Below are 22,265 nucleotides of genomic sequence, written 5' to 3'. Positions count from 1 at the left end.
CGGTTAAAGCTGTGCTTCATTTTGGCTACGTGATACGGGATGGGCTAATTGTTATGAAAGGTGAGTCCTACGACCCTGATAACGACAGTCAGTTCTATGAATTTGAGAAATAAAAAAGCGACCAGATAAAACACCGTGGTCGCTCTTATGTTGTTTCTATGTGTCTCACCACACACCTCCAAGTCCATTACAAGTTAAAAGTCCTTTGTAACGTCCTTAGAAGCGGTGAATGGCTGTTTGAGTAGGGATGTGTTTAGCTACTTCTTTAGCAAACGCCTGATTAGGAGTCAGCTCTTTTGAGAAGTCGTAGTGTTTGTAAGTTTTCTGCTCAGGTTGGTTTGCCAAAGCCACTACACCTAATACGATTACTAGAATTAATACTGCTGCCATAATTATCACCTTTGAAAGTTAGTTGGTTAATGTATCGTCTTGATATGTTTATAATCGCATCGATTGAAATTCGCGCAACCCCACATTTCAGACACAATTACCCCTGCCAGTTCTTTAAAAAAAGAACAGCATAACCCTCAAGCCACACCAAAACTGAATGTAACCCAAGTACCCGCAGTTTATCGGCTCGGCAAAGGAAACCTCCTAACTACGGATGCATGTTTTTAAATCATTTCTTTTGGTGGCTCTCATACAAAAGCCACCAGCGCACGATAGTTAATCCACTTTGATAAACACAATCGAGCTAAAGCCGAACGTGTGAAGCCCTGTACTTAGACCTGACTCGCTTGCCAACACATTCAATTGCGTTGCCTGCTCGTAATTTTTAATAACCAAGCCGCTTGTATAGCGATTAGGGTGATCCACCGTTCTACACTGGTGATAGTGATGAACAGTTTCTTGAACTGGGATACTGTGCTCTGCGGCAATTTCATTAAGTGTGGTTAGTGCTGCATTCGTTGTTTGCATGATGACGTCCTTATCTTAGCGGTATCGAGGGTCTACGAATTTATTGATGATTTCTTCACTCGGTACTGCTGAGCAATGAGTAATAAGATCCGCGATAGTTAGCGGTTTATTGAATGCAGCTATACGCCAACTCATGTATGGAAGAGTTTTGTTGCCTATAAGCTTTTCATCAGCACCGAGCCACGTATACAGCTGAGCTAGGTTGTGGAATTGAGCGCCACTGTTGAAGCCAAGGGCAGGGCTAAGACGCACACCTTTGAACTCCAGTCGTAATCGAGCAGGGATATGCGATATAAGGTCGCGTAGAGGTGTTGCAGGGGCATCTGACACGCTTGGTAAGCGTCCCGTCATTTGATAGTCCATTAACAGCTTTGGGTTGCGCATCATTGCGTTGATTGCGTGGTGGCTCATGATTAGTCCTTGTTGCTTGGTTGAAGTGACCAATCTAAATGCAAAGGCTAATCGTGCAACTCGATAAAATGGTAGGGGAGCGGGAGATAAGGGGCGAACCCCTTACAGTTTGCGGATAACGTAGGTTACATTGTCACATGTTATTTCAATCTGACCGTTTGCCAGTAACTGAGAGTCAATATATTCAGCGTACTTCATGTAATCTTCGACCGATTTAATCATCGTGACTGCCTCTCTATCGAAACGAGATATGAAGCCGCTTACATCGATGTGGGTGCCTTCATCGAGTAACTGCTTGCCGCAGGTTTTACACAAGGTTTCTTTGTGAACGATATAGCTATTCATGGTTAACTCTCAGTATGTTATCAACAGGGTTGTTTCTTAGCATCCGTGTAAGGTTTATACGCCAGTTCGATAGCTTGCAGATAGGCGAGTGCGCTTTGGTCTTTCTCAAGAAACTGTCGCTCAAACGATAAACCTTTTAGGTAACGCTGTCTCGCGGCCACATAACGTAGGTTGCTTGGCTTATCCTCTAGGTATCGTGTCATCAAGCTACTAACCTTTGTCCGTGCAATGGGGAACTGAGCCATAACGATAGTGGAGTTTATCTCTAAATGCAGTTCTACATAAGCATCGATAAATCTCAGTACGATCTGATTAAATGCTTCGTTTTGATTCACTTATTTTGCCTCATTTATAGTGTTTTTGTTGCAAACACTGTTCACACGCTGAGCATAGGTGCGCTAGTGTCTCTTTAACCACGCTCTAAGCTCACGGATTGGTTCTTGTAGTACTACCCAGATAAACAGCATTCCAACACCGATAAGAGTCAGGCAGAGTGGAACAAACAGTACCTTTGAAGTCAGGGTGTTAATTCCGTAAAGCAATTCTTCTGGGATGCTGTCACTAAATTGAATGATCCCAAATCGCAGTAGTAGGCCTAATACACCGAGATTGAATGCCACAGCACCGAGAACGAGTTTTTGTAGGTCTTCTTGCCATGTAGTGGGCTTGTTATCTTTAGCTGCTTCAATCATTGCCGTTTTCCTTGTTGAAGAGTAACGATTCAATTTCTGTAACCAGTGAACCTGCCTCAAGTGCGTGATGAATGCTTAAGTGATGATCCCTTTTATAGTCGTTACCTGTTTTCACTATGAATTCTAATGCTTGGTTTAAGGCGTATTTAAGTGCCTCTTCATTAGGCGAAGGGAACAAGGGCATTTGAGAAATAACAAAGTCACTTGGATCCAATGGCTCTGCAGGATTGGTACTGTCGTAGGAGAAGTATTGTTCCCCGTTCGAGTAGACGGTTATTTCTGGCGAGCCTGCACAACCCCACAGTGTGGCTTTGTAGTAACCTTTCGGTAGGACTTCTTCTTTCTCTTCGTCAGTGGCATACACAGCTAGTGGTTTATTCAATACATCATCGCTGGTGGCATGAATGCTCATTGCTAAAATCTCTTCTTACGGTTGCATTACTGCAGTTAGGTATTGCGGTGAAGTTAACCTGGTCCACCGCGTTAAAAATCATTGAGTGCTTAAAATCTGTTTGGTTCGTTCATTATTCATTGGGCAAAGCGCGTAAGCAGTATCTGAGTCATGACAGCTTGCATTGGAAAAAGTCACCACTCGACCACTTGGTAGTTGGTAGAAATCGTAGCTACCACGGCACAGCTCTTCATACTCGTCTGCATCAATTGGAATGTATGGGCGTGACAAGCAAACTGTATCGCTATTCAAAGCCGAACCCATAAGCGGTGTTAGGTGTTTAATGCCGAATGGGTTTTGGTAGATATACGATTCAACGGCCTGAATTACTGATAAGCCTTTATTAAATGATTCGGTAAAGTAGGCTTCCGACATCGAGTAATCCGGGTCAATAGCACTTAATGCCTCACGGACATCAACAAGATAAAGGGGGAGTGATTTTTTAATTACCACGTCCTTTAGCGTTATATGAATATTTGTGTCTGAGTCATCATGGGCTGTGCTCAGGAAAAAGACGCGATCGCCTGCAGTGTGGTTACCTTCTGTTTTAGGGTAGGTCAGGTTAAGTAGGTAACTAAGCTGCTCAGATGGCTGACCATTTAACGATTGAAGGATCTGATAAAACTCCGAGTTGAGCGGAAAGTTTTTTGCACTTGAATTGGCTGTCACTACGACTGAGGCAAGTTGCGTGTCGTTCAAGTGGTTAAGTTGTATGTTGATACGGTGTCCCATTGTGTAATGCCTATATAATTTCATTAATCCATTGTGTGCCTATACGCTCAAAGCTAATCACAGATGCCTAACGCGCAAGGCTAAAAAAAGTGACCGTATTAAACGGCCACCAGCTACAAACAAATGATTCGGTCAATTAGTCGCAACTAGAGTCGCCGCCAGAATCAAAGCTTGAGCTTGAACCGCTATCACTCGAACCGGAGTCAAAACCTGTTACAGAGACACTACTGTAGGTCTTAGTGGTGTCAGGCTCGACTGAATCCATAATGGCCGCACCTACTACAGCGGTCGCAAGTAGATCATCACCATCGTCGTAATCTCTGCCCGATCGAGAGGGAGTTGGTTTCACTCGAGCAGACTGAGATGCCGGCGGCACAAAAGCATGTGATGTTTTACCTGCACTTGCTGTACGTGGAGATGGCTTATCCAATTTGTCGCCAGCTGTCTTAAGTGAATCTTCTGCTTCCTTGTCTTCGCGTGCTTTCTTAGCTTTAAAGTAGAAGTGCATAGCAATGCCTAGTCCTAGACCAATAGCAATGGTCGTTCCGGTGTTCAAATCCATAAATCTCTCCGTATAGAAAATGGTTACGCCAACGGTGTTGATATGTGGCCGTAATAAAATAGTTACTGGGTAACTAATCTCATTACTCGCAGGATTATACACTACTGCGAGTTCAATGTTTATTGTATGAACATACTTAAAACGCGATAGTTTAAATTTGGGGTATTTATTTAAAAAATTTTCAAATAATTACCTCTATATGATTTTTAATACCAAGAGTCACTTGTGACTTATTTGAAGACTTTCAAACTAAATCTATGAGTACGTGAACAACAGGTGCAGTCTTGGATGACTTATGAGAGGTCGATAGAAAGAACTGTTGTTTAGGTGAAGTGTTCTCTATGACTTCCGAGAGGATATGAACAGAAAAGGTGATAAATAGAGAGGGTAGATCACAAGTTTAACGAGGGTTGTTTTTATTCTCAAAGTAGGTATTGTGTAGTTGAAGGTTAGTTTGTCTCCAGTTGAGCTGGCTTTTATGGGTGGAAAAGGGCGTTAGTTGGCTGAAACTAGCGCCCTTTTACTTTTTATGACTCACACACCTCAAGTTTTACCTGAACGTGCTGCAGCTTCTCATAGAGAGCCTGTGCATTCTCCGACTTCCCCTCTCCGCGTTCTGCCAATACATCGAGAACACGAACAAGTTGAGACTCAAATTCAATGAGGTATTCGTAGTCTTCGGATACAGGTGCCTTCAAGCACTCAACAATTGCATTGTTTAGCTGGTGGGTTGAGTTAGACAGAGTTGGGCGTAACATTGCTTGTGGGTTGTATAACTCCGACCGAACCACGAGCCATTTATCACTAGCTGAAACATTGATTCGAGCCTGTCGATTGCCTGCTACCTTAGTGACTACAAACTGAATTCCATTTGCTTTGAGGTCTTCTGCAGCTTCAATAGGGGATACGCCCGGAGCACGCACGATGAATAGCCCCTGACCTGCACCTCGTGAAAGCGCTAGTGTTTTACGGGTATTCTGTTCGTAGTTGTGTTTACGAGCTGTTCTGACATGCACATCTCTTTGGTTGTGGCGATAATGGACTACATCTGGTGCAATGCAATTTAGTCGAGCAGCCTGAGCAAGTACTTCTCCCGGATGCTTCTTTGATGCACCGCCGAGAAATACTTCTGTCACCATTATCATAATCGGAGTTGCATCAAGTTGGAGAGCTACATCTTCAAGGTTCGCGCCTGTCTTGGTCAACAAACCGAAGGAATCGATGTCTTTAACTTTGTAGCCTGGGCGACGTAATTCACGGCCGACATACAGCTCTTTGTTTTTCTGGTTCATGTTCTGCCTATAGCATTAATACTTACGTTATTCCTGTATGCCACCAGCAGGGATAATTGCTGGTGGCAGTGACGATCACTTGCCGTTGAAATTCACACCGATGAATCCTTGGATGTTTAGTTGTGTGCTCTTGGCAAAAATCGATGCGCCGGTTTCACAAGCATCCGTAATAGATAATTCGTCGAAGATTTCTAATACTGTTTTGAGTTCAGCTAAGAAAAGTTCTTCTTGCTCTCCAAAGAAAACGACACCCATTTCGCCGTCTTCTGCGCCTTCCTCCTTGATGTTCATCATTGCCTGTAGTGTTTTAGGCAAATAGAACTTCTCGCGTTGTTTAAGGCTAAGAGTCAGCTGGGCATCTCGGTTACCTTCTAGTGCTTCAATCATCTCTAAATCAATGTCATCGATGACCCACTCAAGTTCACTGCGATTAACTACGATGACGCTTTCATCAAAGATGCAGCATTCTTCAATAGGGAGCTGATAGGTTTGACCGCGTTGATTTGTGTTCTCTATGCAAACGACAGACACATAGCCTTCATCAGCGTCGTAGTTAGTCGTTAGGTATTCGACGCCATTACGCTTAATTACGATGCCCGGTTTAAGTTTGCTTGCGTGATCCATGCTTCTACCTTTGAATGTTGAACGTGTTTGATAGAAACAATTAAATGCGATTTTGCTAAACGCACAATAGTACTGGACAGGTGTTTGTAAGGATAAACGTTAAATTTTAAATGTGAAGTATAAGATTTGAGTAAATGAGCGACACCTTAGTTGGTCACGCTCATTTGTAAAGAGTGGGAGTTATGCTTGGTCAGAGAGATTTTCTAGTGCGATGGCGAATTGTTTTACGACGCTCGATGTAAGCGGGGGATGGTCTTCCACAACGCTGGCAGGAATGAACATTTGAGGCCATATTGAGTCGTTATCGATAAGGCCAATGTTGATGTGGCGAGTGCCGTTAAATTTAGAATAAACGGGCATTAACTCAGTTATAACATTATCTCTCAAGGACATATCTGAAAACTCCTGTTCGGCCATAACGCCCAAAACTCCGTGTCTTAGTACTACCGCAAATTCAGCCCCTGCCCATTTGGATACGATACTGTTCAGGTCTTTTGCGCGTTCAGCATCATAGTAAACGGTCAAACCCTCTGCGACAAAATCCCCGGCACAGTTGTACAGGTAGGTCGTATCGTTGATGTTGAATTTTGGCATGATGTTTTTGAGGTTTGAGCTCATGTTCGGTTCCTTAATGAAAACTAGCAATAGAACGCATTAGTTGAAAACAAGGTGTTTAAAACGCAAAATATGCGCCATGTGAGTATTTATAAAAACACGGTTAATTAAATGTGCAATAGCATTTGATTTCCAAACTGCGTTCACTCAGTTGGACCGATATGTGAGGGTGAAGATTTGAAGACAATTCTCAAGCTGAGATACAAAAGTCTCATAGCTACTGTAGAGAAAGATAGGGCGCTGGCAGCACATGAAAGGTATTTGACTGGTGAGTTACCGGATCCTGTGAGCTTTGGTTGGAAGGGGATGGATGATGTCATTAAGGTATCGAGGAATATGCCTGTCGAACCACAGCCATATAACTGGATGTTAGGCATTGTCTCAGCAATTATTTTTGCACTGCTATTGGTGTTTATCCAAGACAAACAATTGTTATCTCCTTTGGTAGAGCTAATACATTTGAAGGCTGGGGAACTAAAGGTAGTTCCTGGAGTGCCAGTAACCATTTCCTCGTATGTGACTGACTTTGGCGCGTTCTATTTACTTGGACTAATCATTAGTGCTCTGTACATGACCTTGGTAAAGGGGATTAAGCGCGTATATATCTGGTTGCTAATTACGCCTTTCCCGGCATTATTCATCGCGTTAGGGCTTATGTCAGTATCTATCAACTTTGAGCCCATGAATCTTCCGTTACTGACATGCTTATCTCAGCTGTGTGCCAATTACCTCCATATCAATTGGGATGTCTATGACAATTACCATCTTGTGAACTTCACGGTTGCATTCATTTTGATGTTGCCCCTTGGGTTATTTCACGCCAAGGCAACTCAAGGTCAGAATGTGGATTACAAGCAGCAAGTCGAAAGGCAGTACGATGCCAACTCGTTCATGAAGCACTATACGACAGAGTTCTTGTTGTGGAATAGGAATACGTTTGAGGCAAACCAATTGTTTAAGGCGGCAGGTGAAGCCGAAGAGAAGCTGGCCAAAATCTTAAACCAAATCATGAAGAACCAAGATGTCGAAAAGCTGGGGCAACTGTACAAAGAGGAAAGCCCAAGGGAATTTTGGGTTTTAGCTTATGCACTTCTGCAGACGTTAAATGAGGCTACTGCAGTCATCAGAGAACACATGGATAGTATCCGAAGTTTTCATTCAATTGTGGAAGGTCAGGACACAGACTTTGAATACATTGAAAGCAAGTTTACCAAGCTATTTCATAAGGCTCTTGAGCCTCAGATCGGCACGTTGACTAAATTGGTAGATCAAGCACTAAGCCATAAGGAATTTAGCGCGGAACTGGAGCATTCAAATCGAATCAATGAGATGAATTGTACTGGCCCAGAATTTTGGCAACAGGTGACTAAGATTAGTAACGACGTGAAGATGCTAAACGAAGAGATTTTAGAAATTGAGCGAAAAGAGCAGGGTAGAGAGATGCGTATTCTTACCGGGTTAAGTCAGACTCTCGCAGAAGAAATGCGAAAATCATTCAATGTAGTGACCACACAAATAGATTGGGTCAAAGGGCTGTAATTTATTCTGATCGACATTGGCGCCTTGGTTTTCCGGGCGCCTTTTTTGTGTCTTGCGCGTTTAGTGAGTGGCCGTAGATTAGGAGGAAACCAAAAAACAACCAAAGGCAAAACTATGAATCCACTAGTAATTAACCCTCTACAGATAAAGTACCTAACAAACGGGTGCGGTGAAGCGGTAGATGAATCATTCAAGTACCTGGACAAGCATCAGCTGGACTATGACAAAGAAGCAGGGCATACACTCACCGCTACAGAGTCGGAGTTTGTAAAAGAAGATGTTGTCGGGCTTGCTGGTGGGTTGCTTCACTGCAATGTCGCGTATTCGGTCCTCTATAGTGGGGCTAAGTTCCTCTGCCTGGTGCACAGTGAAGCATTTGGGGAGGATTCGAACGAACAATCAAGAGAAGAGGCTTACGACAATCACAAGCGAGCTCTAGAAGCGGCTAAAATGATGGCTGAAACATGCGGTGGCCATGTTGCGTGGCTATCAGAGCCAGATGATCTTTTTGCTGTAAGCAATGGCTTTGGCGGTGAATACGTAACGCGGATTCTGATTCCGTTCAGTCATGCCGAGCAATTTGGTTGCTACTCGATTTGGGCTAGTCACCTGAAAGGTATCGATTACTCGGTGCTCTACAAATTTACTAAGTTGAAAGCAATACTTCCTATGCTGGTACCCAACGCTAAGTTTACAGATCAGGAACTCAACGATTTGTGCAGCAGTGAGGACAATTTGAAGGATGCGATTAATCGCTGGCTTAACAAGCAGCACGTAACCATAAAACCTCTTGTATCTCACGTGCATCAAGAATATATCGACTTTGATATTGACGGTGCAACTCGAATCCGACGCGCTAAGATGCGATTAGACCTGAAAGATGGCGATGTGTTTAATGTTTACTATGACGTTAGCTCAAAATCCGGGGCCGAGTGGAAAGGTAACTTGGTCAACTCTATCACTCTCGCCAAGCTGTGATGAAATAGCAGACACAATTTAGGTGTAGGTAGAAACAAGACATAATTAAGGCTCCCGAACGGAGCCTTTTTAATGCAACCGGTAAAAGTAATTACTACGGATGCGTTACGATAACTTCACCTTCTCACCGTGGGTGCTTGGGTCAAACAAAAATAGTTTGGCTTTACCATCGTCAGGAAGCAGTTTATTAATTGCTTCTAGTAGCTCCTGAGAGGAATGCCCGGGATCCAGAACAATGATTGGGGAGCCAGATGCAACCCATTCATCAAGTAAGGCTTTCATGTCCACCAGCGGCCTTTCTTCATCTTTCTCTGACTCTGAATTCAACTTGTGGCCTTCGACCAACCTAACCAGTTCGTCGCCATCTGTAATGGAATAAGCGCGATTAATTAAAGCAAGAAAACGAACCTTTTAGGGTATCGATTTAGTACCAAGTTCAATACCGGAGAGTAGGGAAGAAGAGTAGCCAAGTGACTTGGCCATGTCTCTTAGAATGACATCGTGCTCAATTCGTAAAGCTCTTAGAAACTTTCCAAGAGGCGTTACTTTAACTGAGTGTTTACGAGAGTTGAGTGCAGGCAAAATAATTCTTTCTGATGGTTCAGACATGTCTAAAATCCCATATATTTAATTTACAAGATTATTAAAAAGCAGTGGCAACAACCACTGCTTTAATTTCAATGATGACCATCATAAACATAATCTGGTAGATGGTCACAAAACAAAATTAAAAAGCTAATCCTGACATTTTAAAAACAATCCAATACTAAGCTTGATATGAATGCGAAAGAAACTTGATTTGACTATCGACTGTGAATGCTCTCGGCTCAAGTTTAAATCGTTTGTTTTTAGATAACTCGTCGAGATAGTGGATAGTAAAATTCATAGCATCGAGTCCGTGCTTACAGATAGCTTGTTCAACTGTGGACAATGATTTAAACGCTTTACACAAAACATCTGACGACAAAGCCTCTTTATGAATAAAGATGTCCTTGTAGTTCAGGATGCGTTGCAGGGAATAGTTGATATACGTTTTTCGTTCAGCTGTCTCTAGGGCGCTGATTTCGCTGCTTAGCAGCTCTACTTGATCTAGGTATTCCGACATGGTTAAGCCTTTTTGTATTGGTCGAAATGTAAAGTGGGTTGCATACGACATGCTAGCCTACATGCGAACCAGTTAGATGAAGACGATTCAGGAATAAAAGATTGCCATAAGGCATAAGGCGCGCAAGTAACAGGAAGTAGAGCTTATATACTATTGCAACTATCTGACATTGCTAATGTAATTTGAAAAACAAACAGATATGGTACAAATGAAAAGAGACGGGTTACATATTCATGCACGTAATTGTTCTTTTTAACAATTATAAAGTATGTATAATCCCGTCTTTCTTGAAGTTGCCGTATGTTGTTTAAAACCGATTTTAAAACGTAGCGTTTACGGTTTTTACAAAGGCAGAGAAGCGGTCTAAGACGTTTAAAGTAGATACACCATACGTTAGATAGAACGCTTCCTCAGCCAAAATGTTATTGCCATCAAGATAGAACTTGGTGTTTGGGTGAGTGCGATTTAGCTCGTTCAGGTGTTTAGGATCTACAGACAGAATTGCTCTAAGAGCGAAGAAGTCAGTAGTCGAGTTAGCGTCCCATGTTTGATATGGGTCCAAGTCACCTACAGCGATCGAGCCATTGACTCCGTTAATATCTATTAACAGTGTCATGGTTTCCCCGTCGAACGAATAGGTTAGATCACCGTTTCCAAACTCCGCTGCAATGTCAGTGAAAAGGTTGATGACGTTTGAAGGTGTTACCTCTACAACAAGGTCGTCAGATTCAATGTTGTTAGGTTGGTGATCTATTAAGTTTTGTGTTGTTTTAGCGTTAAACATAATTTTTTGGCTCATGTTTATTTTTGTTATATGTCACAAGTAAGCGATGGTCAGTTATCAACTGTTGTTGATTATTTATAGTTATTTGACCTAGTAAGAACCCAAAAATCGATACAATCATTTTTGGGAAGAAGGTCACAATAATTGAAAATGATAACTTTTCAAAATTTGTACGTTCGGAAAGTTAAGAAATGTGCTTTAAATTCTGCTGCTGTTAATGAATAGTACTTTAATAACAATCACTTAAATTTTTTTTGGTTGTCGAAAAATATTAGGTAAAATGTCTTTTTTGAATCGAAACTTCGTTAACAATTTGCTTCAAAAGCAATCAAATTTGCACAACTGGTTTAATAGAGCCTTGTTGATATGCCGTGCCTTGGTGTTATATGGATGTTTGTCATTTGTTAGCGCACAAGCTTTACCATATGAAGAAGTTTCGAGGGCTGTTCACCCGTTAAAGGTGGGTGTCATTATTAGCAGCAGTACTAACAAATCCAATTTCATAAACTATGAACGTTCATGCATTGTTAGAGGTATGGCGCGTTCATACTTCCTGAACAACAATGACGCTCAGATCCGTTTTATATTTGAAGAAGTAAGCGACATTTACGCGATGGCAAGTGGCAAAGTCGCTCAAGATCTAGTTAAACAGGGTGTTCGACTTGCGGTGCTCCACTTAACGTCAACTCAAGCAGAGGCTGCAGCTGATGTGTTTTCAAATGCTGGTATACCCTATATCACAAGTGCAACTTCACTGAATACCATCAAGCCTGGTTATAAAGGCGTTAGCATTTCATCTTCAAACATAACGATGTCTAAGATTATTGCTCGTTACTTTATGGCTAACTTCCAATATCGCCCAATCGTCGTGGTACCGAATCTTTTAAATAACTACTCAGATGAATTTAGTGAGTTGTTTAAAAGGGAAATCTACAGCCTTAACCATCGTAAACACATCAATACCTATCCGTTTGGCCTTGAAAACGAACTACTTGATGATCTGGTGGCCCGTATCCCCGATGGAGCCTTTGTGTTCGCACCGTTATACAACCCCAAGATAGGTGTGCTTTACAACCGTTTAGTAAGGGCCGGGAAAAAGGACATTATTTTCTTTGGTGGAAACGTGCCAATGAATAGAACTGAATTTTTAAAAGTGTCTGGTGGTATCTCCGAGGATGTACGAGCTCTGTTTATATCTGATTGGGACATAGACCATCCAGCTACTAGCAAAAGTACTCTTGAACAACGTAGAGCACAAAGCTCTATTCAACGCATTGTGGATACCTATTGTGATGTCGACGGCGTAACAACACATGTAACGGTTGCATACGACCTAATGAAAATGCTGATGGCAATAAGTGATGATTTCAAGGAAGGAACAACACCAAAAGAACTTATGCGGATGATTAAACAGTCACCCTATAACACAGTTACTACGGGTAACCAGTTTTCATTTGATGATGATGGATTTGCTTATAAGCCTATGTACCTGTTCGAAATGACAGGTGAGAAGCTTATTCACCTTGAAACATTTGAACCGCTTAAACCTTAAGTGAAGGCATAATGAATTATCTTAAACATAATGCGATGATTATATTCTCAACAATCTTTATTATTATCGCTAACTATGGGCTTTTCTTCCTTTCAGGAGTTGATTCTACGAACCGCCTGAGAATTGAGAAGGGTGTGTTTGTTGAAGCAGCTCATTACAGGTCCACTTCTGACTTAGTGTATGAAAATGCATACTACTTCAATGTGGACGGGCTTGAACGTCATATGAAGGCGTTCATTGAGCGATTTGAAAAGCAGGCACCGTTTATTAGTGCATGTATTAGCTTGAAGTTGAGTTCCGTTGATGGCCACCAGCAAGCAGAAAGGGTGGCGTGTACGCGTGAAGATACGTTGGCCATGATCAGTGCTATGCCAACTCGGGAGACATCACGTGGGCAATCTCAATTAAAAATTGGCGATTTGGACTTAGGTAAAATCCAATGGGTTGTTTCTAACCGGGTGGGCATGCCTTGGTATGAACATATGTCCCCAAACCCTTATTTATTCTTTCTCTTTGCGCTGTGCCAGCTTGGGGTGTTTTGGTATGTTCATCGATACTACGAAATGCGCCGTGACCGCCAGATTGCTGCGTTAAGAGAAATACCAGCGTCACCTGGTGAGACAATTTCCGATGTCCGTTTGAGGAACATTCAAAAAATCATATCCAAAAACAAGCGTGGGTTTGTCCTGAACAAAGATTTTCTATACGCCACGTACAAGCATCCATACGCTACATTGCACTTCACGAATGGCACGAAACAGAATATCCGCTGCTCAATGGCCGAACTGGAAAACTCATTTAGTGACCAGTATTTGAAAATTAGCCGAGCGTGCGTGATCAACACGGAGATTATTGGTGAGTACAGCCAAATTAAACTCGGTCGAAGCGATAAGGATCACGTGTTGATGATTGACGTAAAAGGGGAAACCACAAGGCAGGAAATTGGCGCGGTTTACTTTGCCTCACTAAAAGATAAGTTGATGAAAGTTAGTTCCAACAAAGCCAAGATAGAACCAGATAACAACAACGAACAAGTTGACGAATAAAGAAGGGAGCATGACGCTCCCTTTTTCCATTATATGGCGCCAGAAGATTCAGTACTGAACGCGCCTTTAGGTAGTGTCCAAATCTTATCATCCGGGACAAAGATAGGCAGAGTGTATTCCTTTTGGAATGATTGCTGTAACGCTTCCTCGTCGTCGATAATAAACGGGGTAGTGCTGGTGGCTCTATCAAGCACGTTCTTGCCGCTACGGGCGATTGTGACGCCAAATTCGTCCTCGTAATCTGCAACCTCTAGGATTTTTTCTGGCCAATACTCATTAATCGTTGCAAGCACCCGGTCAGAAGAAAATATACAAAGCTTACAGCTCGAGCGTCCCCAGCCTAATCGATAGGGTACAGGTGGTGTGATTCTCCAGTCTGAAAGTATTTGCCACACATCTTCTTCGGATAGATGCAGCACGTTTCTCCAAGAGTCGATATAACGCGGCTTTTTCGGATTTTTGCTCTTACGTTCTGTGTCTACTGCGTGGGGCTGGAGTTGTGAGAAACGATTGCGACTCGAGCTTTCTTCTCTACGTTCACCAGTTATGAATAAAACACGCTTGCCGATGAATCGTTCTTGATTGGTTAAGGCTCTTTTAGCCGGGTCCACCTTCAAAGCCGAGGAACACCAACGGGTGGTTAGCGAGGCGCTTTGTTGAGGAAACTTTCTACGGGTGCCAGGCTTGCATGTTTCGCGGCCAAGCTCAATGATGCCGGCAGGCGTTTCAAATGAGTGAGGGTGGGGAATGGAATTATGTTTAAGCATCTCCCCTCGAAGCCCTTTATTTAGCCAGCTGCAGTACAAAGGGATTCCGAACGCTTCTGCAAGCTTCTTGTTGTAGGAATACATGAAGTTCCAATCAAAGAAGATGTCATCATTTAGAGGATCGCCGTCGACATGGTTGTGCCAAAGTTCAATTTTCTCTTTGGGGTACCCCATTTCCAATAAGCGGCATAATCCCGCGATACTATCTTTACCTCCACTCATGCTCACGATGGCAAGGTCATAATCACTCAGATCTAAATCTGGACAGTCAAATCTTACGTGAGGGTCGGCAGGTTCAAGAGCTATAAGACTGTCACTTCCGAAAATATCTAATTGAACATTGCGACGAATTGAAGGGATGACGACGCTATCATCATAGTGGTCAGTATTGGTCATTTTCATATGATTTTTACCAGAGTGATAATGAATTGAATTTAAAAAATCATATGTCCAAGTTCATTATCTGCAATGGTAATAATTATTTAAAACGCTGTATTTTGAATGTGATTGTTTATCAGGTATGATTGATGGGTTCTTATGAAGGCGGTCTGTAGTTCACTGGGAGAACGCTCATAGCGTGAGTGGTTGGCAAGGTGAGGGATAGCAACCCGAAACCATCTCCAACCGGCTTGCAAGCCGATGCGGGTTCAAATCCCGTCAGACTGTCCCCATAAGAATAATGGCCAGCTTATGCTGGCCACTGTTCAACTCCAACCACAACCCCTTGGGATCATCCAAGAGTGTTCCGGTTTACCCTTCTTCATGTCAGGTGTCATTGGGAACGTTTTACCCGTTATTTTTTCTAGGTCAGCCACCGACACCAAGTATTTATCAAGTACTGCTTTTTTCATGCCTGCCTTGTTTGGCAATATCCAAGCAAGCGCCCGGTCTTTACGTACAATGAGTTTGTAGAAGTAACCTGGTGTGACTATGCCATGAGATTTGAGATAGTCAGAATTGGCAGGTGTCGCTCCTGCTATGATACCGCCGTAAATCTCAAGAGGCTCTATATCACGGTAGCATTCAGCTATTAACTCAGTCTGCTTCATCGCGCCCCGGTTTAAATCTCGATGTTGTGGCCAGATGTTTACCATGAAATTTGTCTGTTTAATGCCTAGTTCTGAATTATCAATATGATTCGCTGGTACGCCGTGGCCGCGGTCAAATGTACTCTTGCCGTTTACCTTGTACGTCGATGTGCTTGTTTGCTGGCAACGGGCAGGTACCTCCGGGTCAAACTCAAAATCTTGTTTGCGGTCTATGTCGCCTTTGTCTCTCCCAAGGGTGTAATGATATTGGACTGCCCCGCGTAGATCACAGTCGATGTCCAAATCAAAACCTTCATATTGTCGGTGGATAATCTCAGCATTTGCTATGCCGGCAAAACTTAACAGCATAGTAAACAGAACAGTTCTCATGTTTTAGTTCTCTCCGTAGATGGTATGCATGGATGATTGATTTCAATGACTCACAAATAGCGCCAACTCAACTGATGGCTAAAGGTTTTGCGAGGTAACGGACAAAAGCGGCCATAAAGCCGCTCTTACCGGATGCAACCGTAGTTAGGCGCATTTGATTGGTGATGTTGCAAGACTCTCTTTCACTGAGATCACGTTTGTGATTTCGAATGTTGAACCTTCGTGATAGCGTGAGCGGATTTGGGCATTAATTTCACTTTCTATATCGCTATGGGCTGGTGGTACACCGTCAAGAGTTTGTATGTGGAACGTTTCTTCGTGGGAGTCATCGATCAGGATGTCTACGGCAAATATGTTCTTCAAATTGTCGCTGCATAGGTCACGCAGAAATATAGCGCGAGTCTCTTCTACTGGTAGTTCATCTACTGGCAGTTCTTTATTTTGGTTGCCAAGTTCAAAGCGATAGGCCATCAGTAAAGTGGTAAGGTCGTTTTTGCTGATCTCACAAGTACTCTTATCCGATTCATTTCCAAGTGCTGCGCGGGCTAGGCGGGTGAACACCTGAGAAATATTCGTCGTATTAGTTGTAACCATCTTCTTCATGCTCTTCTGGTAATTGGTTAACGAGCTGGGCCAGTTCGTTAAACTCGTTAAAGCCCAGCGGTTTTGTGCTTAAACGCGGTGGCCGCTTATTCGTTAATGACAAGGGATCGCTTTGGTACTTCGGGCATGTACTGCCAACCTGAAATTTTGTGATATGTCTGGTCAATGATTTCACCATTACGTGAGTAATTAACACCATCCCACACTGCTTCGAGTACTGAATTAGGAATGTCCTTGTGGTCATACTCGATCAACACTAACAAGTTCAAATAGCGTGCGTGGCCATTTAGTTGTGGTTTTAAGTCCATCGAATTGAAATGGTGCTCAACGTTAATATCTTCGACTAGAGATTCAATTTGCTCTGCCGTAGGGCATTTCCAACCATCTTCAATGAAGTCTGAAAAGTGGTTAACGATGTTCTCTGAGCCACCTTGTTTCTGTATAAGCGATTGCATTAGACGCAAAGCGACAACAACAGTGGTTTGGTTTTGAGGGTTAAGAAGCTGCGTGTCTTTCATGTTGATTACCTTGGATTGAATTAGTCATTCCAAGGTATTCGAGTTCGCCCAACGCGCAATAGATGAAAGGGGATTCAGGAATACGGTGTACCAGGGTGAAGTGTGGGTAATTGGTACACCGTAAGAATATTATTTAAAAGTCATCAACTAACTAATTTTTTTCGGAATAGCCGGGCAAGTTTCTTACCACTAACCCCGCTTTCTTTGAGTAATCCACCGTGTGGCCAAGAGAAGGGTTATCGAAACTTACGAATAAACCGTCATCAAAAGCACATAGAAAAGACGTTCTCAAGTTAAAGTCCTTCTGCTCTTCGGTATAGCTTAACCCAGTAAAATGAATATAAGCGCCTTCAAATGAGGATGCTTTGTCATTCAGTTTAACCACATCCTCATAATACGGTTGCCCATATGCCATGTAGTTAATGGATTTTGCGTATTGATCTACGATTTCGATAATGCCTTTTTCGCATTGATCTACAGTACTGTTACTGAAACTTTTAAAAGCGATTGGTGAATAAACAACTGCAATACTCACTGCTATGCAACCACCGAGAAGGATTCCAACTCTTTTTATACTAAATGCCATTGAATCAACTCCATGAAAAGGCAATGAATAATTGAAATATCCTATCAAACAATGTTCATAAATTAATTATTAAGTGGATATTTAATCAGAATATTGTGAATCCAGTATTGTGACAGTATGGCGCGGGATTTCTTTGAGTAATGCTGTCGGAATAAATTGAGCCAGTTCGTCCCAGTCTTCACCTGCACAAATACTACCAAACGAGTGGGCAGCAAATGGCAGCTGATCAATTGACTCAAAGGTCGTATATGCTGTGCTGTCATTTTCGTAGTCAGTCAAAACCCATTGGTCGCCGTTGTGTGAAACGCTTAAGGTTATGACGTTTGAATAGTCTATTGTTGGGATAGCTAGTATTAGTGGGCTGTCAGTAACTTGATCCACAAAGGCAAGAGCACGCTCTTTCGTATCAAAGCATCCGCAGAAAAGAGGGGATATACACCAATTTGATTCGAAGACTTTCTCAATAAATTGCTTGGCCAACATTGACGGCAAAATGCCGTGTATAGCAGCAATATAGCGTGGATTGTGGCTGTCAGTGATGTACTGAGTAAAGTCGTAAGTAGTTGTCGTAGATGTCATTTGATGCTGTCCTATTTGGTTCAGATAGCACCAGTTTACGGATTCAGTAGAACCCGCAACTGGTATGGCTAATTAGGCAAATAAAGTGAATGGTGGAAGTGAATCAATGAGCTGCGCACCATACTTTTTACTACTTAGACGGCGGTCGAAGATTAGCACTTCGCCGCTGCAATCAGCTGATCGAATAAGACGACCCACTTGCTGAATGAGCTTTGCACTCGCTTCTGGCAGGCTCAATTCAAAGAAAGGGTTACCACCGTTCTTACTGATGAATTCGCTCTCAGCTTCATCTACAGGCTCTTTAAAGTTGGCGAAAGGTATCTTTGCAATTCCCACACAGGTCAAATATTCACGTGGTAAATCAAGCCCTTCTCCTAGCGATGCGACCCCGACTAAAATCGATTTGAGGCCATTATCGATACGCTCTTTGTGTCTACGAATCAAATTAGGTCGGGTATCTTGCCCTTGAATAAGCATGTCAGCTTTAAGTTCCGGTGATACCAACTCAATGTAGCGATTCAACTGACGGTAGGAGGTAAACAGCATAAGCATCGCTTTGTGTTTTTGTGCCATTTGTCCTGTGTAGTGAACAATTTCAAGTGTGTGCTGTTCTTCGTTTTTCGCTGTTGGTTCAACCTTCATTGGTGGAATGATTAGCTTGGCTTGGTTCTGATAATCGAACGGGCTACTCACGCGGCAATACTGGGTACCATCATTCGCGCTTAGGCCAGCTTCAAGCATAAAGCGGTCAAAGTTACCAAGGCTTGTCACGGTTGCGGATGTTAGTACCGCGCCAGCTGCTTTCGACCATAATGTGTCTTCAAGTTCTTTTCCTACGCTGATTGGCACTGCGTTAAATGAGAGGTCAGGTCGACCATTACCGCCGCACGATACCCATTTAGCGATAGCTGACCCTTTCTGCTCAATCTTGGTGAACATCTGCCACATATCTGCAAAACTCTCTGTATGTGCCTGTAGGCGATTTGACTCAGACAGAATTTTTTCAATAGCAGGAGTGGAAGGGATCTTACGTTTTTCAAGACTCTCTTGAAGCTTGCTTGTATGAGCTGACACGCAACGGTTAATCTTGCCCGACAGCGTTGATAAATTGCTAAGCGATGTATCTAACACTGATGGTAATAGACCGTCTTTAAAACGGTAAATTTGCTCTTGAGAGTAGTCACTAGAGAAATTGCAGTTTGCCAAAAGCATGTCAGTAACTGAGCGTAGTTCCTCTACACAGCCTTTCACAACTTCATCAAGCTCTTTGCCATCTTTAACGATAGATTGGCTGATCTCTTGACCATGTACCATCGAAAGCTTGGACACTGCTTGAGATACCTTTTTAAGCCAAGACAGGCTACCTTCAATAGTTACTTTTTGCTCAAAGGAAGAACGGAATTGCTTTGGGATATGATGCGCCTCGTCGATAACCCAAATGGCGTCTTCCGCTGGTGGTAGGACATTGCCACCATTCGCTAAGCTGGTCATGGTTAACGCATGGTTTGCAATAATCACATCAGTTGTATCCAGAGTCTTACGAGCGTTATGGAAAGCGCATTCTTCGAAGTAGGGGCAAATACGCTTAGTGCATGTGCCTGACTTGCAGTTCACTTTGTTCCAAAGCGTAGAGGCGATAACTTCACCCTGCACAGGCCAGTTATCCATAACCCCGTCCCAACTTTTGTTGTCGTAGTTTTCGATCATGCGCTCAAGCAGTTCAGCGTCGGCACCAGAAACTTTCTCTACAGGTTCTTGAGAGTCGAATAGGGTATCTTCGCTACGCGCTGGAGGCGCGCCCACAGCAACGGTTTCAACATCACGGCGGCACAGGTATCGGTTACGGCCTAAAGCCACCTTAAACGTCATGTCAGGTCGTATAGATTGAAGTAACGGTAGGTCTTTGAGTTCTAGCTGACTCTGCAAACTTACGTTGGCAGTTGAAACGATCAGTTTCTTGTTTAGCGCCTTGGCTAAGACAATCGATGGTATAAGGTAAGCAAAAGTTTTACCTGTACCAGTGCCAGCTTCCGCAGCGATGATACGGCGCTTCGCACCTTCATTTTGCGCGTAGACACCACCAAGCGTTTTAGCAATTTCTGCTATAAGAAAGCTCTGTTCTTTTCTCGGTTTAAAGCCAGAGAGAGCATCTTGAACACTTTTATATAATGTTCTGATTTCTTCTTTGATTTTGTCATTCAAATCCAGTTGCTTGGTAGGTGCTTTCTCAATCATGTGGTGACTCTCCATTAACTTTATACCGTGATGGTAAAACGGTTTAGTCAACGCGCAAGTCACTAAAAATAGTGGAATTTTAAATCTCAGAGAAGGGTGTGGGTTGTTAAAACCTGCCAGTACTGGGAGTAAATGGAAGACAAAAAGAAGAGTAGAAACGCAGCCACTTTGTAACTGTCAGTAATAGATAAACAAAGAGAAATTAAACCACAAAAAAAATGCACCCGTTGTTAGTAATGGCCATAAAAACCCCACTGATTACGGATGCATTAATGCACGTTATTTTATGATTTCACAATGGCTAAACATGTTCTCTTCCCCGCCTTCTAAATTGCCTTTTTTATCAAATTTCAGGCGAACAAATTTGCCATCTGGATATGGGCCATTGGCATCATACTGTGTTCTAAGTTCAAAGTACGCTCTTTCACTTTCACCATTATTTTTCTTTGTAATTACATCTGCTTCGAATCCATGAGGATTTTCTTTAATTACAGTAACCGTTCCCGGTGCATAAGAGAATTTAGTAAGGTCGAAGACCTTGCCAGTGTTTTGAAGATTCCAATACAGCTTATTGCCATTCTTACGGGTAAACTGATAGCCATACTGATCAGAAAAGCGCAATTGACAAAAAATATTCAAGTTCGGGTCATTTAAGTTTAAAGGCTGGTATGCAGCTGCTGCGTAACCTGAACTCAATAAAGATATTACTGCTAGTGTTTTTAATCCCAATTTCTTCATAATCATTCCTATACTCCGAAGATAACTGTCTTCGTCACTGTTCTACTTTTAATATTGTTAGGGGCTATGTTTTAGCACGGAAGCACTAAGTTAATCGAATGAAAAACATAGTTTTTTGTACAATGTTAAATTCCAATATCCCAAGAATTACCTTCTTGTCGACGCTCCCAAAGCAGCGCTATTCCTTCATCTCTGGTTTCACAACTATCGATCACTACCATGCCGTACCCTCTGGCTAATTCAACATCCCATTTCTTCGTTTTGATATTGAAACAACAGACACCTTGGCAGGTAATTTTATCTTCGAGAAAGACAGGGCAGTTTTCTTGGCCGCTTAACCACGGTTTTTCTGCCAAATGGAAATATTCATCGCTGTAAACATCAGTAAGGATAGGGGTCACTTAGTCACCTCGTTTTGCTTTGCTAGCTGTTCACGCTTTTCTACTGCTTGGTAGATTTCTTCGGTCGTTGCTCCGCGCCAAATCAAGTTACGGTGAATGGCTTCACCCATAAATTCAGGATTAATCAAATCACGTGAACCAATGGCATTCACAAGCTCTCTATCGGTCATATTCGACATCGCTACACGTACATGTTCACGAATAGGCATATCACCTACAGGAGTGGGGTAAGTTCGTGCAATTTGATCCAGAGGGTAAGCTGGTGGCACGTTATGCCAAAACAGGTCAACCTTCAAACTGTCACCATTTTGAAGAAGCCATGACCGACCATCTTTTAAAGCCTCGTTCTTTGTCATACCGAGAGTTTTGTATATCTCCAAACCAAAGTTGATTTGATCCACGCCCAATTTCTCAGCCGCAAGTTTCAGTGCCAACTTTCGTAGGTGTTTTCCCGGCAACTCGCCAATCGTTTTTGCAGGTCTTGCATAGTCACCATTCGGGCCACTTGCGATATACGTTGGAATTCGCTCTGGCAGTACATCGATTTCATTGGTGTTGTAAAAATCGCACTCATTCTGATAGTGAGTGATAGCAGGATTCAGTTTCAAAATGGGTAACCCTCAAATGTTTCTTCTGTAAATACCATTCCCTGCGCCGAAGTTTGGACAGTCACTGGAGCTGGGTGCTCTATAAGTAATGGCTGGTCATCTTCCTGCTTTTCTTCGCGTTCGCTTTCACAAGGGCCATTACACATCGCTTGCACGTTATGTTTCC

30 protein-coding genes and 1 tRNA gene are annotated in these 22,265 nt (G+C 42.7%); 5 read left to right on the top strand and 26 right to left on the bottom strand.

Features of this window, described 5'->3' with window-relative positions; all coding sequences use genetic code 11:
* Positions 1 to 216 precede the first annotated feature (216 nt).
* The 12 genes from R7Q39_RS29195 to R7Q39_RS29140 form a co-directional block, all read right to left on the bottom strand.
* A complete protein-coding gene (locus R7Q39_RS29195) occupies positions 217 to 390 on the bottom strand; it encodes a hypothetical protein (protein ID WP_225477970.1) in 174 nt (57 codons plus the stop codon).
* Positions 391 to 666: 276 nt separating this feature from the next.
* Positions 667 to 918 (bottom strand): hypothetical protein, encoded by a 252-nt coding sequence (locus R7Q39_RS29190; RefSeq protein WP_169600639.1) that lies wholly within the window; start codon positions 916 to 918, stop codon positions 667 to 669.
* 15 nt (positions 919 to 933) lie between these two features.
* Positions 934 to 1,329, bottom strand: coding sequence for a hypothetical protein (locus R7Q39_RS29185; protein WP_225477967.1), 396 nt, complete (start codon positions 1,327 to 1,329; stop codon positions 934 to 936).
* 102 nt (positions 1,330 to 1,431) lie between these two features.
* The gene (locus R7Q39_RS29180) at positions 1,432 to 1,674 is read right to left on the bottom strand and encodes a hypothetical protein (RefSeq protein ID WP_225477965.1); all 243 of its coding nucleotides are present in this window, start codon (positions 1,672 to 1,674) and stop codon (positions 1,432 to 1,434) included.
* A gap of 20 nt (positions 1,675 to 1,694) precedes the next feature.
* Entirely contained in the window at positions 1,695 to 2,009 is a 315-nt protein-coding gene (locus tag R7Q39_RS29175) for a hypothetical protein (RefSeq protein ID WP_225477963.1), read from the bottom strand.
* Positions 2,010 to 2,072: 63 nt separating this feature from the next.
* Positions 2,073 to 2,366, bottom strand: coding sequence for a hypothetical protein (locus R7Q39_RS29170; protein ID WP_225477961.1), 294 nt, complete (start codon positions 2,364 to 2,366; stop codon positions 2,073 to 2,075).
* Positions 2,359 to 2,778 (bottom strand): hypothetical protein, encoded by a 420-nt coding sequence (locus tag R7Q39_RS29165; RefSeq protein ID WP_225477959.1) that lies wholly within the window; start codon positions 2,776 to 2,778, stop codon positions 2,359 to 2,361. Before R7Q39_RS29165 ends, R7Q39_RS29170 begins: the two co-directional genes overlap by 8 nt.
* Positions 2,779 to 2,856: 78 nt before the next feature.
* Positions 2,857 to 3,549, bottom strand: a complete 693-nt coding sequence (locus R7Q39_RS29160) for a hypothetical protein (RefSeq protein WP_225477957.1) — start codon at positions 3,547 to 3,549, stop codon at positions 2,857 to 2,859.
* A gap of 136 nt (positions 3,550 to 3,685) precedes the next feature.
* Complete coding sequence (locus R7Q39_RS29155) at positions 3,686 to 4,111, bottom strand: hypothetical protein (RefSeq protein ID WP_225477955.1); 426 nt, start codon at positions 4,109 to 4,111, stop codon at positions 3,686 to 3,688.
* 527 nt (positions 4,112 to 4,638) lie between these two features.
* Positions 4,639 to 5,403: a hypothetical protein gene (locus tag R7Q39_RS29150; protein WP_225477953.1), complete on the bottom strand. Its 765-nt coding sequence runs from the start codon at positions 5,401 to 5,403 to the stop codon at positions 4,639 to 4,641.
* A 75-nt stretch (positions 5,404 to 5,478) separates the two neighbouring features.
* Positions 5,479 to 6,027: a hypothetical protein gene (locus R7Q39_RS29145; RefSeq protein ID WP_225477952.1), complete on the bottom strand. Its 549-nt coding sequence runs from the start codon at positions 6,025 to 6,027 to the stop codon at positions 5,479 to 5,481.
* A 180-nt stretch (positions 6,028 to 6,207) separates the two neighbouring features.
* Entirely contained in the window at positions 6,208 to 6,645 is a 438-nt protein-coding gene (locus R7Q39_RS29140) for a hypothetical protein (RefSeq protein ID WP_225477950.1), read from the bottom strand.
* Between the two features lie 174 nt (positions 6,646 to 6,819).
* Here R7Q39_RS29140 and R7Q39_RS29135 point away from each other — a divergent pair, with 174 nt between their 5' ends.
* Both R7Q39_RS29135 and R7Q39_RS29130 read left to right on the top strand, forming a co-directional pair.
* A complete protein-coding gene (locus R7Q39_RS29135; protein WP_225481793.1) occupies positions 6,820 to 8,181 on the top strand; it encodes a hypothetical protein in 1,362 nt (453 codons plus the stop codon).
* A gap of 114 nt (positions 8,182 to 8,295) precedes the next feature.
* On the top strand, positions 8,296 to 9,159 hold the full coding sequence (locus R7Q39_RS29130) for a hypothetical protein (RefSeq protein WP_225477946.1): 864 nt from the start codon (positions 8,296 to 8,298) through the stop codon (positions 9,157 to 9,159).
* 105 nt (positions 9,160 to 9,264) lie between these two features.
* Here the strand turns inward: R7Q39_RS29130 and R7Q39_RS29125 are convergent, their stop codons facing one another.
* From R7Q39_RS29125 to R7Q39_RS29110, 4 genes are all read right to left on the bottom strand, one after another.
* Positions 9,265 to 9,486: a hypothetical protein gene (locus R7Q39_RS29125; protein WP_225477944.1), complete on the bottom strand. Its 222-nt coding sequence runs from the start codon at positions 9,484 to 9,486 to the stop codon at positions 9,265 to 9,267.
* Between the two features lie 84 nt (positions 9,487 to 9,570).
* A complete protein-coding gene (locus tag R7Q39_RS29120) occupies positions 9,571 to 9,768 on the bottom strand; it encodes a hypothetical protein (RefSeq protein ID WP_225477942.1) in 198 nt (65 codons plus the stop codon).
* 157 nt (positions 9,769 to 9,925) lie between these two features.
* A complete protein-coding gene (locus R7Q39_RS29115; RefSeq protein WP_258718602.1) occupies positions 9,926 to 10,264 on the bottom strand; it encodes a hypothetical protein in 339 nt (112 codons plus the stop codon).
* A 319-nt stretch (positions 10,265 to 10,583) separates the two neighbouring features.
* Positions 10,584 to 11,063, bottom strand: a complete 480-nt coding sequence (locus R7Q39_RS29110; RefSeq protein WP_225477938.1) for a hypothetical protein — start codon at positions 11,061 to 11,063, stop codon at positions 10,584 to 10,586.
* A 520-nt stretch (positions 11,064 to 11,583) separates the two neighbouring features.
* Here R7Q39_RS29110 and R7Q39_RS29105 point away from each other — a divergent pair.
* Both R7Q39_RS29105 and R7Q39_RS29100 read left to right on the top strand, forming a co-directional pair.
* Complete coding sequence (locus R7Q39_RS29105) at positions 11,584 to 12,600, top strand: ABC transporter substrate-binding protein (protein ID WP_258718600.1); 1,017 nt, start codon at positions 11,584 to 11,586, stop codon at positions 12,598 to 12,600.
* An 11-nt stretch (positions 12,601 to 12,611) separates the two neighbouring features.
* The gene (locus R7Q39_RS29100) at positions 12,612 to 13,646 is read left to right on the top strand and encodes a hypothetical protein (RefSeq protein WP_225477934.1); all 1,035 of its coding nucleotides are present in this window, start codon (positions 12,612 to 12,614) and stop codon (positions 13,644 to 13,646) included.
* Positions 13,647 to 13,675: 29 nt separating this feature from the next.
* Here R7Q39_RS29100 and R7Q39_RS29095 read toward each other — a convergent pair whose 3' ends face one another.
* A complete protein-coding gene (locus R7Q39_RS29095) occupies positions 13,676 to 14,815 on the bottom strand; it encodes a phosphohydrolase (protein ID WP_225477932.1) in 1,140 nt (379 codons plus the stop codon).
* Positions 14,816 to 14,957: 142 nt separating this feature from the next.
* Here R7Q39_RS29095 and R7Q39_RS29090 point away from each other — a divergent pair.
* Positions 14,958 to 15,079: transfer RNA gene (locus R7Q39_RS29090), tRNA-OTHER, on the top strand.
* A gap of 38 nt (positions 15,080 to 15,117) precedes the next feature.
* On the opposite strand, the gene R7Q39_RS29085 is transcribed toward R7Q39_RS29090, so the two are convergent.
* From R7Q39_RS29085 to R7Q39_RS29045, 9 genes are all read right to left on the bottom strand, one after another.
* Positions 15,118 to 15,831, bottom strand: a complete 714-nt coding sequence (locus R7Q39_RS29085; RefSeq protein ID WP_225477930.1) for a DNA/RNA non-specific endonuclease — start codon at positions 15,829 to 15,831, stop codon at positions 15,118 to 15,120.
* Positions 15,832 to 15,975: 144 nt separating this feature from the next.
* On the bottom strand, positions 15,976 to 16,434 hold the full coding sequence (locus R7Q39_RS29080) for a hypothetical protein (protein WP_318077179.1): 459 nt from the start codon (positions 16,432 to 16,434) through the stop codon (positions 15,976 to 15,978).
* An 86-nt stretch (positions 16,435 to 16,520) separates the two neighbouring features.
* Positions 16,521 to 16,952, bottom strand: a complete 432-nt coding sequence (locus tag R7Q39_RS29075; RefSeq protein ID WP_225477926.1) for a hypothetical protein — start codon at positions 16,950 to 16,952, stop codon at positions 16,521 to 16,523.
* A gap of 151 nt (positions 16,953 to 17,103) precedes the next feature.
* Entirely contained in the window at positions 17,104 to 17,538 is a 435-nt protein-coding gene (locus tag R7Q39_RS29070; RefSeq protein ID WP_225477924.1) for a hypothetical protein, read from the bottom strand.
* Positions 17,539 to 17,619: 81 nt separating this feature from the next.
* Entirely contained in the window at positions 17,620 to 18,117 is a 498-nt protein-coding gene (locus R7Q39_RS29065) for a hypothetical protein (protein WP_225477922.1), read from the bottom strand.
* Between the two features lie 72 nt (positions 18,118 to 18,189).
* Positions 18,190 to 20,352, bottom strand: a complete 2,163-nt coding sequence (gene dinG / locus R7Q39_RS29060; RefSeq protein WP_225477920.1) for an ATP-dependent DNA helicase DinG — start codon at positions 20,350 to 20,352, stop codon at positions 18,190 to 18,192.
* Between the two features lie 279 nt (positions 20,353 to 20,631).
* Entirely contained in the window at positions 20,632 to 21,090 is a 459-nt protein-coding gene (locus R7Q39_RS29055; RefSeq protein ID WP_053409781.1) for a hypothetical protein, read from the bottom strand.
* 125 nt (positions 21,091 to 21,215) lie between these two features.
* A complete protein-coding gene (locus R7Q39_RS29050) occupies positions 21,216 to 21,491 on the bottom strand; it encodes a hypothetical protein (RefSeq protein WP_225477918.1) in 276 nt (91 codons plus the stop codon).
* Positions 21,488 to 22,099: a hypothetical protein gene (locus R7Q39_RS29045; protein WP_225477915.1), complete on the bottom strand. Its 612-nt coding sequence runs from the start codon at positions 22,097 to 22,099 to the stop codon at positions 21,488 to 21,490. Before R7Q39_RS29045 ends, R7Q39_RS29050 begins: the two co-directional genes overlap by 4 nt.
* Between the last annotated feature and the right edge of the window lie 166 nt (positions 22,100 to 22,265).

Origin of the sequence: Vibrio sp. 947 (genome assembly GCF_033339115.1) — a bacterium.
Lineage (GTDB): Bacteria > Pseudomonadota > Gammaproteobacteria > Enterobacterales > Vibrionaceae > Vibrio > Vibrio alginolyticus.
The sequence above is the reverse complement of the archived record's forward strand: the minus strand, read 5'-3'. Positions and strand labels throughout refer to the sequence as shown.

Bases quoted from the DNA above. Each gene is read 5' to 3' on its own strand.
- R7Q39_RS29095 (WP_225477932.1), bottom strand. From the start codon at position 14,815: ATGAAAATGACCAATACTGACCACTATGATGATAGCGTCGTCATCCCT.
- R7Q39_RS29075 (WP_225477926.1), bottom strand. From the start codon at position 16,952: ATGAAAGACACGCAGCTTCTTAACCCTCAAAACCAAACCACTGTTGTT.
- dinG (WP_225477920.1), bottom strand. From the start codon at position 20,352: ATGATTGAGAAAGCACCTACCAAGCAACTGGATTTGAATGACAAAATC.
- R7Q39_RS29140 (WP_225477950.1), bottom strand. From the start codon at position 6,645: ATGAGCTCAAACCTCAAAAACATCATGCCAAAATTCAACATCAACGAT.
- R7Q39_RS29085 (WP_225477930.1), bottom strand. From the start codon at position 15,831: ATGAGAACTGTTCTGTTTACTATGCTGTTAAGTTTTGCCGGCATAGCA.
- R7Q39_RS29070 (WP_225477924.1), bottom strand. From the start codon at position 17,538: ATGGCATTTAGTATAAAAAGAGTTGGAATCCTTCTCGGTGGTTGCATA.
- R7Q39_RS29105 (WP_258718600.1), top strand. From the start codon at position 11,584: ATGGCGCGTTCATACTTCCTGAACAACAATGACGCTCAGATCCGTTTT.
- R7Q39_RS29165 (WP_225477959.1), bottom strand. From the start codon at position 2,778: ATGAGCATTCATGCCACCAGCGATGATGTATTGAATAAACCACTAGCT.
- R7Q39_RS29150 (WP_225477953.1), bottom strand. From the start codon at position 5,403: ATGAACCAGAAAAACAAAGAGCTGTATGTCGGCCGTGAATTACGTCGC.
- R7Q39_RS29145 (WP_225477952.1), bottom strand. From the start codon at position 6,027: ATGGATCACGCAAGCAAACTTAAACCGGGCATCGTAATTAAGCGTAAT.
- R7Q39_RS29120 (WP_225477942.1), bottom strand. From the start codon at position 9,768: ATGTCTGAACCATCAGAAAGAATTATTTTGCCTGCACTCAACTCTCGT.
- R7Q39_RS29115 (WP_258718602.1), bottom strand. From the start codon at position 10,264: ATGTCGGAATACCTAGATCAAGTAGAGCTGCTAAGCAGCGAAATCAGC.
- R7Q39_RS29155 (WP_225477955.1), bottom strand. From the start codon at position 4,111: ATGGATTTGAACACCGGAACGACCATTGCTATTGGTCTAGGACTAGGC.
- R7Q39_RS29160 (WP_225477957.1), bottom strand. From the start codon at position 3,549: ATGGGACACCGTATCAACATACAACTTAACCACTTGAACGACACGCAA.
- R7Q39_RS29185 (WP_225477967.1), bottom strand. From the start codon at position 1,329: ATGAGCCACCACGCAATCAACGCAATGATGCGCAACCCAAAGCTGTTA.
- R7Q39_RS29130 (WP_225477946.1), top strand. From the start codon at position 8,296: ATGAATCCACTAGTAATTAACCCTCTACAGATAAAGTACCTAACAAAC.
- R7Q39_RS29055 (WP_053409781.1), bottom strand. From the start codon at position 21,090: ATGAAGAAATTGGGATTAAAAACACTAGCAGTAATATCTTTATTGAGT.
- R7Q39_RS29190 (WP_169600639.1), bottom strand. From the start codon at position 918: ATGCAAACAACGAATGCAGCACTAACCACACTTAATGAAATTGCCGCA.
- R7Q39_RS29170 (WP_225477961.1), bottom strand. From the start codon at position 2,366: ATGATTGAAGCAGCTAAAGATAACAAGCCCACTACATGGCAAGAAGAC.
- R7Q39_RS29110 (WP_225477938.1), bottom strand. From the start codon at position 11,063: ATGAGCCAAAAAATTATGTTTAACGCTAAAACAACACAAAACTTAATA.
- R7Q39_RS29065 (WP_225477922.1), bottom strand. From the start codon at position 18,117: ATGACATCTACGACAACTACTTACGACTTTACTCAGTACATCACTGAC.
- R7Q39_RS29100 (WP_225477934.1), top strand. From the start codon at position 12,612: ATGAATTATCTTAAACATAATGCGATGATTATATTCTCAACAATCTTT.
- R7Q39_RS29080 (WP_318077179.1), bottom strand. From the start codon at position 16,434: ATGAAGAAGATGGTTACAACTAATACGACGAATATTTCTCAGGTGTTC.
- R7Q39_RS29180 (WP_225477965.1), bottom strand. From the start codon at position 1,674: ATGAATAGCTATATCGTTCACAAAGAAACCTTGTGTAAAACCTGCGGC.
- R7Q39_RS29195 (WP_225477970.1), bottom strand. From the start codon at position 390: ATGGCAGCAGTATTAATTCTAGTAATCGTATTAGGTGTAGTGGCTTTG.